Here is a 12,779-nt window from a genome sequence, read left to right on the forward strand (position 1 = left end):
TTACCCCCTTACATAAACTTTTTAACAACCCCACTTAAATCTTGATTGAGGGGAGTACCCAAAGCCGTAAATTTCCATTTACCATTGTCTCGGTAAAGTTCCCCCATCAACATAGAAATTTTTTGGTCGTATGAAGGGTCTGCTGAGAGGTTATATAAAGCCATTTCTTTACCTTTAGCATCTACCACTCTCACAAAAGCATTTTCTACCTGACCAAAATGCTGTTGGCGAGTTTTAGCTTGGTAAATACTTACCCCAAGAATAATGTGGCTGTACCTATCGGAGATAGAATTTAAACGCAGAAAAATACACTCATCATCCCCTTCTCCCTCCCCAGTTAAGTTGTCTCCAGAGTGATAAACTGTGCCATCACTAGACTTTAAATGACCATAATAAATCACATCATCTTTATAATTGCCGATTTTGCCACTATTGGAGAGTAAGATAGCATAAGCATCCAAGTCAAAATCGGCATTGACTCCCAGTAAATTACCGAAAAACCCCTTAGATTCTACTACATCCCATCCTAAACCCATCATCACATTAGATAGGTCATATTGACTTTTATCAAGAACAATACTCTGTCCTTTTTTCAGGTTGATACTCATGGTAAAATCTCCAAATTTTGCATCATAACAATCAGTCAGCAATCGGATTTCTATCATTTATCTGATAGTTAATGGCTTAGTTAACTACTTCTCCCAGAATTTTTATTCTGCTTGAATATTGTTTATATTTCATCAGAATTAATCCAGAAATCCGGTTGCTAATTAGTTAATTTTGACTGCCAATTTCTCACTTTGCGAATGAGATTAAGTCAACGCCAAAGGTACTTTAAACGTACTTATCTACGAAACTTTGTAATCCCTCATTATATCCCTGTCCAACTGCATGAAATCGCCATTCGCCACCTTTCTTATATAACCGACCAAATTCGACGGCGGTTTCCCGAGAAAAGTCTTCTTCTAGGTCATATTTAGCAATCTCGGTATTATTTTGCTGGTCATAAATACGGATATAGGAATTGCGGACTTGACCGAAATTTTGTCGCCGTTGGTCTGCTTCGTGAATTGTGACGACAAAAATCAATTCTTCGATCGCAGAATTAACCAGATTTAGATCAATTTCCACCACCTCATCATCACCAAGTCCCGACCCAGTGCGATTATCTCCTAAATGTCTAACTGAGCTATCAGGGGACTTCAAATTATTGTAGAATACAAAGTATTCATCTTGGGGGATTTTCCCATTGCTGGCTAACATAAACACGGAAGCATCTAAATCAAAATCCACCCCGGTATCAGTAGCATTGATATCCCATCCTAAACCAATTCCCACTTCTTGCAGTCCGGGGGACTCTTTGGAAAGATTAATCCGCTCACCTTTTTTGATATTGACTGACATCTTAGGTTCTCCTTGAACTCAATTTAGCTTTGAAAAACAATGCGTTTCTGATATTCGTCTTCTGTCATCATGCTATGGGAGTCAGCTACCCTATCCAAAAATATGATCCCTTCTAAGTGGTCATATTCATGCTGAAAAATACGAGCGACAAACCCAGTTAGTTCTCGGTGTTGAAGATGACCATCACGGCTGGTATATTCAACTTCGATCGCCTGATAACGGTTAACAATTCCCCGGATTCCCGGAACACTTAAACAGCCTTCCCAGTCAGCCACCATTTCCTCAGATTTACCGATAATTTTGGGGTTAATCATAGCGGTGGGTTCCATTTCGGGCGCTGCTGGATAGCGGATACTAGGACGGGAAGCGATGACTAAGATACGATCGCTATATCCCACCTGTGGCGCAGCGATACCCACGCCATTTTTTTCAATCACCGTTGCCATTAAATCATCAATCAGAGACTGAATACGCGCTTCCCAGATATTAGCAACAGGTTGAGCATGGTCACGCAGCACCGGGTCGCCCAACTGAGTAACCGCGAGTATATCTCCCATAGCAATGCCTCCAAAATTCACAAACCGAGGTAGAACCGTTTAGCCAGTTGTTTGAGATGGCAAATTCCCAGTTTTCACTTGCAATATCTGTGAACTTCCGTTGCGATTCACCTCAATTTCTAGTATACTACCGACCGCCTTACTTTGTACAATCTGCTGGACTCTTTCAGAGGTTGTAATAGTTTGTTGGTCAAGATTCAGAATCACATCTCCCGGTTGCAGTCCGGCTATGTCAGCGGGGGAACCAGATACGACATTCACAATTAATACCCCATCAGTGTCAGGAATAGCAAATGGCAAATCTTGACTATTTTGGAGTTCTTGGCGGAATCTTTTGGTCAGCGTCATCATTTCAATTCCCAAATAGGCGTGTTCAGCGCGACCGGAAGCGATTAGCTGTTGAGCAATTTGTTGAGCATGATTAATGGGGATCGCAAATCCCAAGCCCTGAGCGCCGCTGATGATGGCTGTATTCATCCCAATGACCTCTCCCTTAGCATTCAGCAGGGGACCGCCAGAATTACCAGGGTTAATAGCAGCATCAGTTTGGATGAATCCTATACGCTTATCAGGAACACCGACATCACTGCTAGAACGTCCTGTAGCGCTAATAATTCCGACGGTTACGGAGTTATCAAGTCCGAGGGGGTTTCCAATGGCGATCGCCCATTCTCCGGGGGAGAGTTGTTCAGAATTTCCGATAGTGACAGTGGGTAAATTGGTCGCGTCAATTTTAATCACGGCTACATCTGTGACCGAATCAGTACCCAACACCTGACCATCATAGCGGCGACCATCTTTTAATATAACCTGGACGGTATCGGTACCTTCGACGACATGGCTATTGGTGAGAATGTGACCATCAGGAGATAAAATAAAGCCGGAGCCAGTCCCTTCCTCAAAGCGATCGCCAGGGGGACGCATACCCCTAGGAGGATTAAAGAAGTCCCTAGGGAGAGAATTCTCGAAACGATCGCGACTGACCCGCCGAGAAGCATTAATTCTCACCACCGCCGGACCCACCTTATCGACTGCTTCTACAATAAAGTTAGAGGCTCGGTCTGAGGAGGGATTAAAGGGGTGATTAAACCAATTAGGGGCGTTCAGTCTAGGTTGGGGTCTAGTTTCTGTGTTACCGAGAGCGGTGCTATCTGGGGAACTGACCTGAGAGGCTGTCTCGTTAGGATTACCAGGGTCGCCTAATTTGTTCTGTAGCCAGCGATCGCCTATTAATGCTCCGGTTCCGCCAATCAGCAAAAACAGAAAATAGATAACAGGGTGTTTCCAAAAGCCTTTTCCAGTGGTATCAGTCATAATGACTCAAATATAATTTAGTAGGGGGCTGTCCGGGGTTAGCATCTGATACCAACTTCCCGTCATGATCAGGCACTTTGTCCCAATTTAACATGATTCTTGCCGGCTCTGGCAGAATCGCGGGAGTAAATCTTTAATTTTGATAAGCCGTGGATATTTCTCTTGAACAGTTATGGAATCGAGTCTTGGAACGTCTCCAGCTACAGCTTGGGGAACCGACATATAATACCTGGATTAAGACAGCGATCGCCACTAGCCTAGAAAACGATTGTCTAGTAATTCGCACGGCTAACCCCTTCGCCTGTAATTGGTTACAAAAACACTACCGGGAAATCATCGCCGATGTCGTCCAGGATATTATGGGCGATCGCCTAGAAATTTGTATCACCACCGGAACCGGAGAATTAATGACAACCAATGATCACAGTCCTAGGGTGTCATCGAGCGGGTTAGATACCCCAGGGGAAGTAGTCTCTAGCGTGCATAAACCGCCTAACCTTAATTCTAAATATATGTTTTCCCAGTTTGTGGTGGGGTCGGGGAGTCGCTTGGCTCATGCTGCATCTCTGGCTGTAGCTGAGTCTCCGGGACGTGAATTTAACCCGCTGTTTCTCTGTGGTGGGGTAGGTTTGGGAAAAACTCATTTAATGCAGGCGATCGGTCATTACCGCTTAGAAATTAATCCTTATGCTCGTGTTTTTTATGTATCTACAGAAAAGTTTACCAATGATTTAATTGCCGCGATCCGCCGCGACAGTATGCAGAGTTTCCGGGACCATTACCGAGCCGCTGATGTGTTATTAGTTGATGATATCCAGTTTATTGAGGGGAAGGAGTACACCCAGGAAGAGTTTTTTCATACTTTTAACACTCTCCATGAGGCGGGGAAACAAATTGTCTTAGCCTCGGATCGCCCCCCGTCGAAAATTTCGGGATTGCAAGATCGCCTATGTTCTCGGTTTTCCATGGGGTTAGTAGCGGATATTCAACCTCCTGATTTAGAAACGCGGATGGCTATTCTTCAGAAAAAGGCTGAATATGAAAATATGCGACTCCCCCCAGCGGTGATTGAGTATATTGCGACTAACTACACCTCGAATATTCGGGAGTTGGAAGGAGCCTTAATTCGCGCGGTGGCTTATATTTCTATTTCCAGTCTTCCCATGAATGTGGAGAATATTGCGGCGGTTTTAACCCCGACAGAACCCAAGTCGGAGTCATCCCCAGAAATAGTCATCCAAGCCGTCGCGGACAAGTTTAAGGTATCGGTAGAGGATTTAAAAGGCAATTCTCGCCGTCGCGAAATTAGTTTAGCACGTCAGGTGGGGATGTATTTGATGCGACAGCATACGGATCTGAGTTTACCTAAGATTGGGGAAGTGTTTGGAGGGAAAGATCATACAACGGTTATGTATGGCTGCGAAAAGATTGCCAAACGTCGCGATCGCGATCCGGAACTCCATCAGATTCTACAACAGTTAAGCGATCGTATTAATTTAAACAGTCATTAAGTCCGGTAGGAGTCAACTAGCTTTATAGAGATATTGCTGGAAGCTGATAAAAACTTGCCGGATATCGCCAACCTTCCCCAATTGAGCCACAGCATCCCGGAGTCCGTGATATTTCAGTTCCAGCAGTGACCCTAGCTTATCTTCCCTCAATTCCTGCACCCCCTCTTTCATGTACTGCTCAAGGACAAACTCTAAAAACTCCTGTTGTTTGTCGTCATAGTGCGAAAAAATCAGGCGTTTTTGGGCGAGAACCCTCTGGCTGCGAGTTATCGGAGGCGTAGCATAGGCGATATAAGCCAGCACGTCATAAATATCGCTTTTTTCCGCGTCGATAATGCGGCTAATTTTCAGCAAGTCCTCGCCACTGTAGCCTCTCTCCGTCAGGCTGTCTAACAGGTTCTGGCGGGTATCAGGGCTGCTCCACAGTTCCCGCAGTTGGTTTTCATCTTGGAACAGTTCCGGGAGAGTGCCAAACAGACCCTTGATAAACTCAGCCGCTGATAACGGTTTCCCGTCGGGACTCCAGAAACTCGTCGCTAAGGTGTGCTGGATCTCGCGTTCTTTGCCGTCTGCCAGTTGGATTTTCACTTTCTGGGGTTGTCTCTTCTCTTCCGTTTCGCCCGGTTCTAGGGGGTCTTGAATCGAGGGCTTTTTGATTCCGGGCGTGATGGGGGTGGGGGTTTCCGGTTCGCCGTCCCATGCTGGGTCGTTAAAATGTTGGTACGCGCCAACAAAGATTATGTAAAATATTAGGCTGTTCTATAAATGCTGGTTTACCCAAAATCTTCATTTTTGAAGAAAGGTCAGTCATCACTATTGTTAAATCACCTACATTGAAAAGATACCCATTTGGTGAATTAGTACCAGTTAACCGTTTAGTATTTTTTGAATTAAAATATAAACGGCCATTTTCCGAATAATTTCCTGGTGTTAAGACAATTTGTTTTTCTAAGTCATTACTTGTATTAAAATCACCTCCTTTAAAAGCATAGCCGTGGGAAATGTCAATTAAGCTAGATAACTTCTTCTCAACCAAGCCCTCACCCTTCTGGCTAAAGACGCCATTGAGATAACTTTCAAACAGTTCACGGGCATTGGCGAGGTTCTTCTCTGTGTTGGCGATCGCTCTATCAATCCCCTCAAACGCCTCATCCAAAATCGCCACAATCCGCTTCTGTTCTATGATATTAGTAGGAACGTAAACAGTCTCGCTATGGACAGTGTTGCGATTGAGCGTTGGGACACCAGCACCACTTGAAAAAGAACTTAAATCGAATTTATTTAACAGATAGAAAATGAACCTGGGGTCATTGCCATGAAAATTTTTTACATAAAGAGTAGTGTTTAAAGGCCAGAAATCTTTTTCAATGAAAAAAACTGAGCCAATACTGCCGCTTCGTCCAGTAACAACTCCAGGCCCAGAAACCTTTGCTTCAACATGGATATCTATACAGCCACTTGAACTTATCAGAGGATATTCACCCTTCTTGCGTAGTCTTTTCGGAAGGTCAAATCCTCTTTGAAGTGTACAAACGTCTTCTAACTTCTTAATTACCCAACTTCTCATTCCAACATCCCCCCAATTCCTGCTAAAATAAACTCTGCAAATTTAGCCCATCAATCCATAAATAAAACTAGGTAGATTTCTAGGTTTGGTCATATACAGCCAGAAAATCATCCCGTGAAATACCAGATTGAGTACAGATACTTCTCAGCGTAGAACCTTTAATTAGTTTATGATTCGGCAAAGTTAATGGAGTCCTTGTACCATCAATATTTTGACGAATCATAGAAATATGTTCTTTCTCCCTCACTATTGAAAATCCCAGCATCTCTAGTGCTTTAATAACTTTTGTTTTGGGGGCATTTACCGGAAATTTACTCATTATAAGCTAGTCTCAGCTACAAAAGCCTCTAATATAAAATCCTCCGATTCTAGTACCGATTTCCCAAAGGTTTCCACATGAAATAAAATCGCAGAACGGACATCATTTAAAGCCTCATCATAACTATCTCCCTCACCCACAATCACCCCCTGTATTCCTAAAGGATAAGCCACATAACCATCAGCGTGTTTTTCTACAATAATTTTGATATTTTTCATAACCTACCTCAGTTCAATTATCTTAAATTCAGTAGCCATAAACCCGGTTTCTGGATTTTAGGGGATATTGAGTTTCGCCCTTGGCTTAATCCAACCTATAGATATTAATTTGAGCTTGAAAATCAATCTACCATTAACATCCCCCCAATTCCAGCTAAAATTTCTGCGCTCTCCTCATCCAACGCCGCAATCTCATCGAGAATTTCCTGCGAGTCTCTCAACGCTGTTTCCTCTGCCTTATTGGGATTCTTAACCGACAAATCGCAAGTTTCCCAGCCAATATCCGCCACATCCACAGACCAAGACTTTTCCGAATCAGCAAACGTCGCTTGCAACTCCAGAAACTCTTGCAAATCCTCATCATTAAGGGGGTTAGTCTTGCCCATGTTCCGCCCTGGGTCTAACTGATAATACCAAACCTTCTGAGTCGCCATCTCCTCAGTGGGAGATTTCCCCTGAGAAAATAAAGGCATCCCCTGAACTGCATCAGAGGGATTGCCCTTATCAAAAAACAGCACCACAGTTTTCACTCCAGCCCCGATAAACGTCCCCCCCGGACAATCTAAAATCGTGTGTAGATTACAATCGCTTAAAAGCTGCTGTCGCAAAGCCCGCGACGCATTATCAGAATTCGAGAGGAAGGTATTTTTAATAACAATCCCCGCTCGTCCCCCCACCTTGAGAATCTTGATAAAGTGCTGCAAAAACAGAAACGCCGTCTCTCCGGTTTTAACCGGGAAATTTTGCTGCACCTCCTTCCGTTCATTCCCCCCAAAAGGTGGGTTAGCTAATACCACATCAAAACGGTCTTTCTCCTGAATATCGCTGAGATTTTCCGCCAGAGTATTGGTATGAATAATATTCGGCGCATCAATGCCATGCAGAATCAGGTTCATGATGGCGATGACATAGGCGAGGCTCTTTTTCTCCTTGCCAAATAGTGTCCCGGTTTGGAGTAGCCTAAGCTGCTGGGTGGTGAGCTTGCCTTGGCGCAAATAGTCGTAACTCTCGCATAAGAATCCAGCCGAACCGCAAGCCCCGTCATAGATGCGATCGCCAATCTTGGGTTTAACCACCCGAATCATCGCCCGAATTAACGGCCGTGGCGTGTAATATTCCCCCCCATTCCGGCCAGCATTCCCCATATTTTTTATCTTGGTTTCATAGAGATGGGAAAGCTCATGTTTCTCCTTCTGGGTCTGAAACTTCAACTCATCCACCAACTCCAACGCTTCCCGCAAACCGTAACCACTTTGAAATTTATTCTTAATTTCGCCAAAAATCTCACCGATTTTATATTCGATGGTATCCGCACTGGCGGCGCGTTGTTTGAATCCTTGCAGGTGGGGAAACAGAACATTATTAACATACTCAATCAAATCATCGCCGGTTAAAGCATGGTTGCGGTCAATATCCCCACTCGGTAACTTTGGCGCAGCCCAATAAGACCAGCGATAGGGTTCCTCTAAAATAAACTCGTAGGACTTCCCCAGTAACTCCGCCTCCATCGCCCGTTCCTCTTCCAAATCATCCAGATACTTGAGAAACAGGAGCCAAGAGGTTTGCTCGGTATAATCTAACTCCGTCGTACAACCTGCCTCTTTTCGCAGGACATCATCAATATTTTTGAACGTTTGCTCAAACATTGTCCCTTTTTGCCGTTCTGTCAATAGTCCGGCTTAAAAATATAGCCAGTATCATCAAAATATCACTGAACGATTATCACTGAAACATAAACCGAGCCAACCCATTGACCAACGCTGCATTCGCGGTATGCCGATCACGGTTGATGATGTCCTGTCCTATTTAGGCTCTGGCATGACCTACCAAGACATTTTAGAGGACTTTCCCTACCTCACCCGAAAAGATATCTTGGCTTGCCTCAGCTACGCCGCCAATCGTGAACAAACCCTACTGGTGCAAGCATGAAGCTGCTAAAGGTTTCCACATGAAACAAAATCGCCGATAAAGATTAAGTAAATTTCCGTAGCGTCATCGAAGGCTTGACGACGGTTAACCAACATCAATGCAAACGTTGATTAGTCATCTTGGCTTCCTGATCATGCGATCGCCATTCCCCCATAGTACCAATAAGCGATCGTTATTCTGGTGCTGCCCTTGCCTCACCGGGCGAGTCCATCCCACTCAAATAACTTCCAGTGTACCCCCCCACCGACCACAAAAACCCCAATTTTTTACAATTCTTATTAATGAGCCAATCCCCATCTAATTAATAGGGAGCCGCCCCACAATCTTACCGACATTTCCGATATCACCCCCCGTCGAGAGTGTCTGCGAGTTATTGTTTTTGGTGGCGATCGGTTTCTCCTCGTGTGGAAAGTGTCTTAGGTATTGTTATCCATCTTTCCCCGTCTTTCCCCGTCTTTCCCCGTCTTTCCCCCTCACCCCAACGCCGCAGTAAATTTCCGTAGCGTCAGACCTTATAAATCCCGTTGACAACCTAAATTTTTCCGCGTAGTAGTCGCAATCCTATGGCTGAAAACCGTTGATCCGGTATTGGTGGCTCAAAAACTGGCGATCGCCTGCCAGAAACTCTTTTTTCTGGAGGAAATACAGAAACATCAGCCGCCCCAGGAGTCGCTGAGAGAACTGGTGCAGCCTGTCTGCGTCCTCAAAATAGGGGTGGGGGTTATATTCCATCACCACCGCTTTTAGTCGCTCGAAGAGGTCACGATAGCCCCTGTAGAAGCTCTTAGTGAGTTGTTCCACATCGAAGGCTTGGCAGTGAGCGTGGTACAATTGGGAGGGGGATTTACCGTTAACAGCCAGGGCTTCCAGGCGATCGCGATCGAACGCGGTGGGGTTAGTGCGATCGATGAGTAGTTTGCGAATGTGACGCTTGATGTTCTTGTTGTCATCGAAGGCTTTACGAGGGTTAACCAACATCAATTGGTTATAATCGGTGGTAGCCATCAACAGAAATTCCGTGCTTTGTTGTCCTAACTGGTTAGCGATCGCCTTCAGGCGGCTACTGGCGGTGCTATCTTCCTGCCATTCTTCCGGGCGTAGTTGAAAAAGCAGCACCTTCAAATCCGGGTCGCCGTTATCCTGTTGTGCGATTAAGTAAGCCTTTTCAACCGCCTCACCATGGCGATCGCTCAGACCCACATCTTCCGGGTCAAATTCCTCGCCGCAGGTATTGTAACCCAACCGCCTGAATAAATCAGCGATTTTCTCCGGTCCAGTGAGACCCCTAATATCCTCAATTCCGAGCAAACGTTGATTAGTCATCTTGGCTTCCTGATCATGCGATCGCCATTCCCCCATAGTACCAATAAGCGATCGTTATTCTGGTGCTGCCCTTGCCTCACCGGGCGAGTCCATCCCACTCAAATAACTTCCAGTGTACCCCCCCACCGACCACAAAAACCCCAATTTTTTACAATTCTTATTAATGAGCCAATCCCCATCTAATTAATAGGGAGCCGCCCCACAATCTTACCGACATTTCCGATATCACCCCCCGTCGAGAGTGTCTGCGAGTTATTGTTTTTGGTGGCGATCGGTTTCTCCTCGTGTGGAAAGTGTCTTAGGTGTTGTTATTGATTAATAGGCAATTTCCGAGAGGGGGAGAGTTTGTCCGGTCAATGATTGTCGCCCTTCAAAATATAGCCAGTATAATCAAAATATGACTGAACGATGAATCAGAATTGAGCAAGCCCCAACTGAAAAAGGAGCAACAGCCAATGGACTACAGAGAACGAATCACCCTAGAACCGAGCCAACGCAGTGGCAAACCCTGCATTCGCGGTATGCGGATCACCGTTTATGATGTGCTGTCCTATTTAGCCTCTGGCATGACCTACCAAGAAATTTTAGACGACTTTCCCTACCTCATCCAAGAGGATATCTTGGCTTGCCTCAGCTACGCCGCCAATCGGGAACAACAAACCCTACTGGTGCAAGCATGAATCTGCTATTTGACCACAATCTTTCACCTCGGCTAATACAAAGACTTGCTGACTTGTTTCCCGAATCAACCCACGTTTACCAAATCGGACTCGAGAAATCAGGCGATCGTGAGGTTTGGGATTATGCCAAGCACCATAAATTCATCATCGTCACCAAAGACAGCGACTACAACGAACTCCTCACATTAATGGGCTTTCCCCCAAAAATAATTTGGATTCGTCGAGGCAACTGCTCTACCACAGACATTGAAGCAATCCTGCGAACTCACGCAGCACATATTCAAACCTTAATCAGTGACTCTACCCTAGGCATCTTGACCCTCTACTAGCACCGGATTAGCGTTAAGGTAAGCTAAAATCGACAGCATTAGCTGTAAACTCAACAACAACTATGGCGACACAACTCCCCAGTCGCGATCGAACAGTCCGCCGTTGAGGCGATCGCCTCCCAGAAACTCCGAGGTCGCGTTTAAAGCGGGGAGTCAAGGCGATTTCAATGGGTAATGGTTCACTCGGCATCAATACCTTCCCACATTTCTGACAGGGGGAGGGTTTGTCCCGTGAAGGCTTCCTGTAGTCCTTGTTTAATGCCTTCTATGGCGATTTCGGTAGGTGTTTCGCCGGGGTCTTCTTCGTCTTCTTCCAGCATCAAGACGATGAGGCGGACTCGCTGAGGTTTGGTAATACCTAGGGAGCAATCAAGGGTCAGTTCTCCACTTTCGTTAATGGTCGCTGTGGTTTCAATAGCTTTCATGCTGTTTCGACTTTAGGGGTTTGTAGCTAATTTAGCGCATTTCCCCTTATCGAGTAGGTCGCCGGGGGTGGCGGCGGATTTGGCTGTCGGGTTCCCCAGCCTGTCGCTTTCCTCATGGTAGTGGGGTCGATTGGCGTTAAAGCACTTTTTTCCTGATTTGATAGGGGTTTGAGGATTCTAGGGCTGATTATCGGGATTTGCGTTAAAGCACTTTCAAGCCCAAAACCGAAGACGTTGATAGACTTTGGCATACCGCAGAACTCTATACTCTCCCCTGGCCCGATTAGCATTAAGGTAAGCTAAAATCGACAGCATTAGCTGTAAACTAAACAACAACTATGGCGACACAACTCCCCCTCCCAACCGATACCGAAATCATTTATCCCGAAAGTGATGGACAACCTATGGCCGATAATACCCTTCAATTTCGCTGGATTACTGTCATTTACCATAATCTAGCCTGGTTATTTGCCCAAGAGCCGAATGTGTTTATCGCCGGGGATTTATTGTGGTATCCAGTACAGGGAAATAATAAATTATGTCAAGCCCCAGATGTAATGGTGGCTTTTGGTGTTCCCAAAGGAGATAGAGGTTCTTATCAACAGTGGCAAGAGAATAATATTGCCCCGCAAGTCGTCTTTGAAATTCTTTCTCCGAACAACACTGAAAAGGAAATGAACCGCAAATTATTATTTTATGACCGCTACGGGGTGGAGGAATACTATATCTATGACCCTCAAAAGAATAACCTAACGGGATGGTTACGTTCTGAGACTTGGTTAGATATCATTGAACCCATCAATGGTTGGGTTTCCCCTCGTTTGGGCATTCGCTTTGACCTGTCCTCGGATAATTTGGTGTTGTATCGTCCCGATGGTCAACCCTTTGCCGATTATCTGGAAGCCCAACAGCAGTTAACAACTATGACTGAACAATTGGAAGATGTGACTGAACAATTGGAACAGGAACGGCAAGCCAAACAAGCGGCTACTGAACAATTGGAACAGGAACGGCAACGTAACCAACGTTTAGAACAATTGCTGCGAGAAGCAGGACTGAATCCTGATGCCAATTTATAGGCGGTTTCGGTGGGTGTCGCCCCGGGGTCTTATTCAATGGCTTTTATGCTGTTTCTAGCCGCCAGGGGTGGTTCCCCAGCCTGTCGCTTTCCTCATGGTAGTGGGGTCGATTGGCGTTAAAGCA

17 protein-coding genes are annotated in these 12,779 nt (G+C 45.3%); 5 read left to right on the forward strand and 12 right to left on the reverse strand.

The genetic code is table 11. The annotated features are described in order from the left end of the window. Positions 1 to 8 precede the first annotated feature (8 nt). The 4 genes from P5683_RS02120 to P5683_RS02135 all read right to left on the reverse strand — a co-directional run bounded on the left by P5683_RS02120 (position 9) and on the right by P5683_RS02135 (position 3,275). Positions 9 to 608, reverse strand: a complete 600-nt coding sequence (locus P5683_RS02120) for a TerD family protein (RefSeq protein WP_035760030.1) — start codon at positions 606 to 608, stop codon at positions 9 to 11. 226 nt (positions 609 to 834) lie between these two features. Further along, on the reverse strand, positions 835 to 1,404 hold the full coding sequence (locus P5683_RS02125) for a TerD family protein (protein ID WP_006623031.1): 570 nt from the start codon (positions 1,402 to 1,404) through the stop codon (positions 835 to 837). A 23-nt stretch (positions 1,405 to 1,427) separates the two neighbouring features. Then, positions 1,428 to 1,961 carry a peptide deformylase gene (def, locus tag P5683_RS02130; RefSeq protein WP_006668319.1) on the reverse strand — a complete coding sequence of 178 codons (534 nt, stop codon included), beginning with the start codon at positions 1,959 to 1,961 and terminating at the stop codon, positions 1,428 to 1,430. 39 nt (positions 1,962 to 2,000) lie between these two features. Continuing rightward, positions 2,001 to 3,275, reverse strand: coding sequence for an HhoA/HhoB/HtrA family serine endopeptidase (locus tag P5683_RS02135; protein ID WP_193520715.1), 1,275 nt, complete (start codon positions 3,273 to 3,275; stop codon positions 2,001 to 2,003). Between the two features lie 149 nt (positions 3,276 to 3,424). Here P5683_RS02135 and dnaA point away from each other — a divergent pair, with 149 nt between their 5' ends. Then, positions 3,425 to 4,786: a chromosomal replication initiator protein DnaA gene (gene dnaA, locus P5683_RS02140; protein WP_006668320.1), complete on the forward strand. Its 1,362-nt coding sequence runs from the start codon at positions 3,425 to 3,427 to the stop codon at positions 4,784 to 4,786. A 12-nt stretch (positions 4,787 to 4,798) separates the two neighbouring features. Here the strand turns inward: dnaA and P5683_RS02145 are convergent, their stop codons facing one another. From P5683_RS02145 to P5683_RS02165, 5 genes are all read right to left on the reverse strand, one after another. Next, a complete protein-coding gene (locus tag P5683_RS02145; RefSeq protein WP_008055802.1) occupies positions 4,799 to 5,374 on the reverse strand; it encodes a type I restriction-modification enzyme R subunit C-terminal domain-containing protein in 576 nt (191 codons plus the stop codon). A 121-nt stretch (positions 5,375 to 5,495) separates the two neighbouring features. Beyond that, entirely contained in the window at positions 5,496 to 6,353 is an 858-nt protein-coding gene (locus P5683_RS02150) for a restriction endonuclease subunit S (protein ID WP_008055803.1), read from the reverse strand. Positions 6,354 to 6,432: 79 nt separating this feature from the next. Next, complete coding sequence (locus tag P5683_RS02155) at positions 6,433 to 6,672, reverse strand: type II toxin-antitoxin system HicA family toxin (protein WP_315638527.1); 240 nt, start codon at positions 6,670 to 6,672, stop codon at positions 6,433 to 6,435. Continuing rightward, on the reverse strand, positions 6,672 to 6,890 hold the full coding sequence (locus P5683_RS02160) for a type II toxin-antitoxin system HicB family antitoxin (protein ID WP_006623039.1): 219 nt from the start codon (positions 6,888 to 6,890) through the stop codon (positions 6,672 to 6,674). Before P5683_RS02160 ends, P5683_RS02155 begins: the two co-directional genes overlap by 1 nt. Positions 6,891 to 7,012: 122 nt before the next feature. After that, the gene (locus P5683_RS02165) at positions 7,013 to 8,536 is read right to left on the reverse strand and encodes a class I SAM-dependent DNA methyltransferase (protein ID WP_315638526.1); all 1,524 of its coding nucleotides are present in this window, start codon (positions 8,534 to 8,536) and stop codon (positions 7,013 to 7,015) included. Positions 8,537 to 8,663: 127 nt separating this feature from the next. On the opposite strand from P5683_RS02165, the gene P5683_RS02170 reads away from it, so the two are divergent. Beyond that, positions 8,664 to 8,819: a DUF433 domain-containing protein gene (locus P5683_RS02170; RefSeq protein WP_396442548.1), complete on the forward strand. Its 156-nt coding sequence runs from the start codon at positions 8,664 to 8,666 to the stop codon at positions 8,817 to 8,819. 561 nt (positions 8,820 to 9,380) lie between these two features. Here P5683_RS02170 and P5683_RS02175 read toward each other — a convergent pair. Further along, positions 9,381 to 10,142: a hypothetical protein gene (locus tag P5683_RS02175; protein ID WP_315638525.1), complete on the reverse strand. Its 762-nt coding sequence runs from the start codon at positions 10,140 to 10,142 to the stop codon at positions 9,381 to 9,383. Between the two features lie 455 nt (positions 10,143 to 10,597). On the opposite strand from P5683_RS02175, the gene P5683_RS02180 reads away from it, so the two are divergent. Together P5683_RS02180 and P5683_RS02185 are read left to right on the forward strand one after the other, a co-directional pair. Next, a complete protein-coding gene (locus P5683_RS02180) occupies positions 10,598 to 10,822 on the forward strand; it encodes a DUF433 domain-containing protein (protein ID WP_315638524.1) in 225 nt (74 codons plus the stop codon). Beyond that, entirely contained in the window at positions 10,819 to 11,151 is a 333-nt protein-coding gene (locus tag P5683_RS02185) for a DUF5615 family PIN-like protein (protein ID WP_108614647.1), read from the forward strand. The genes P5683_RS02180 and P5683_RS02185 overlap by 4 nt, the downstream gene beginning before the upstream one ends. Positions 11,152 to 11,164: 13 nt before the next feature. Here P5683_RS02185 and P5683_RS02190 read toward each other — a convergent pair whose 3' ends face one another. Further along, positions 11,165 to 11,341, reverse strand: a complete 177-nt coding sequence (locus tag P5683_RS02190) for a hypothetical protein (RefSeq protein ID WP_006623046.1) — start codon at positions 11,339 to 11,341, stop codon at positions 11,165 to 11,167. Then, on the reverse strand, positions 11,331 to 11,576 hold the full coding sequence (locus tag P5683_RS02195; RefSeq protein WP_006623047.1) for a hypothetical protein: 246 nt from the start codon (positions 11,574 to 11,576) through the stop codon (positions 11,331 to 11,333). Before P5683_RS02195 ends, P5683_RS02190 begins: the two co-directional genes overlap by 11 nt. 338 nt (positions 11,577 to 11,914) lie before the next feature. Here P5683_RS02195 and P5683_RS02200 point away from each other — a divergent pair, with 338 nt between their 5' ends. Continuing rightward, positions 11,915 to 12,655 (forward strand): Uma2 family endonuclease, encoded by a 741-nt coding sequence (locus tag P5683_RS02200; RefSeq protein ID WP_315641727.1) that lies wholly within the window; start codon positions 11,915 to 11,917, stop codon positions 12,653 to 12,655. Positions 12,656 to 12,779: the final 124 nt, after the last annotated feature.

The organism is Limnospira sp. PMC 1279.21 (assembly GCF_032349615.1).
In the GTDB taxonomy this organism is placed as follows: Bacteria; Cyanobacteriota; Cyanobacteriia; order Cyanobacteriales; family Microcoleaceae; genus Limnospira; species Limnospira fusiformis.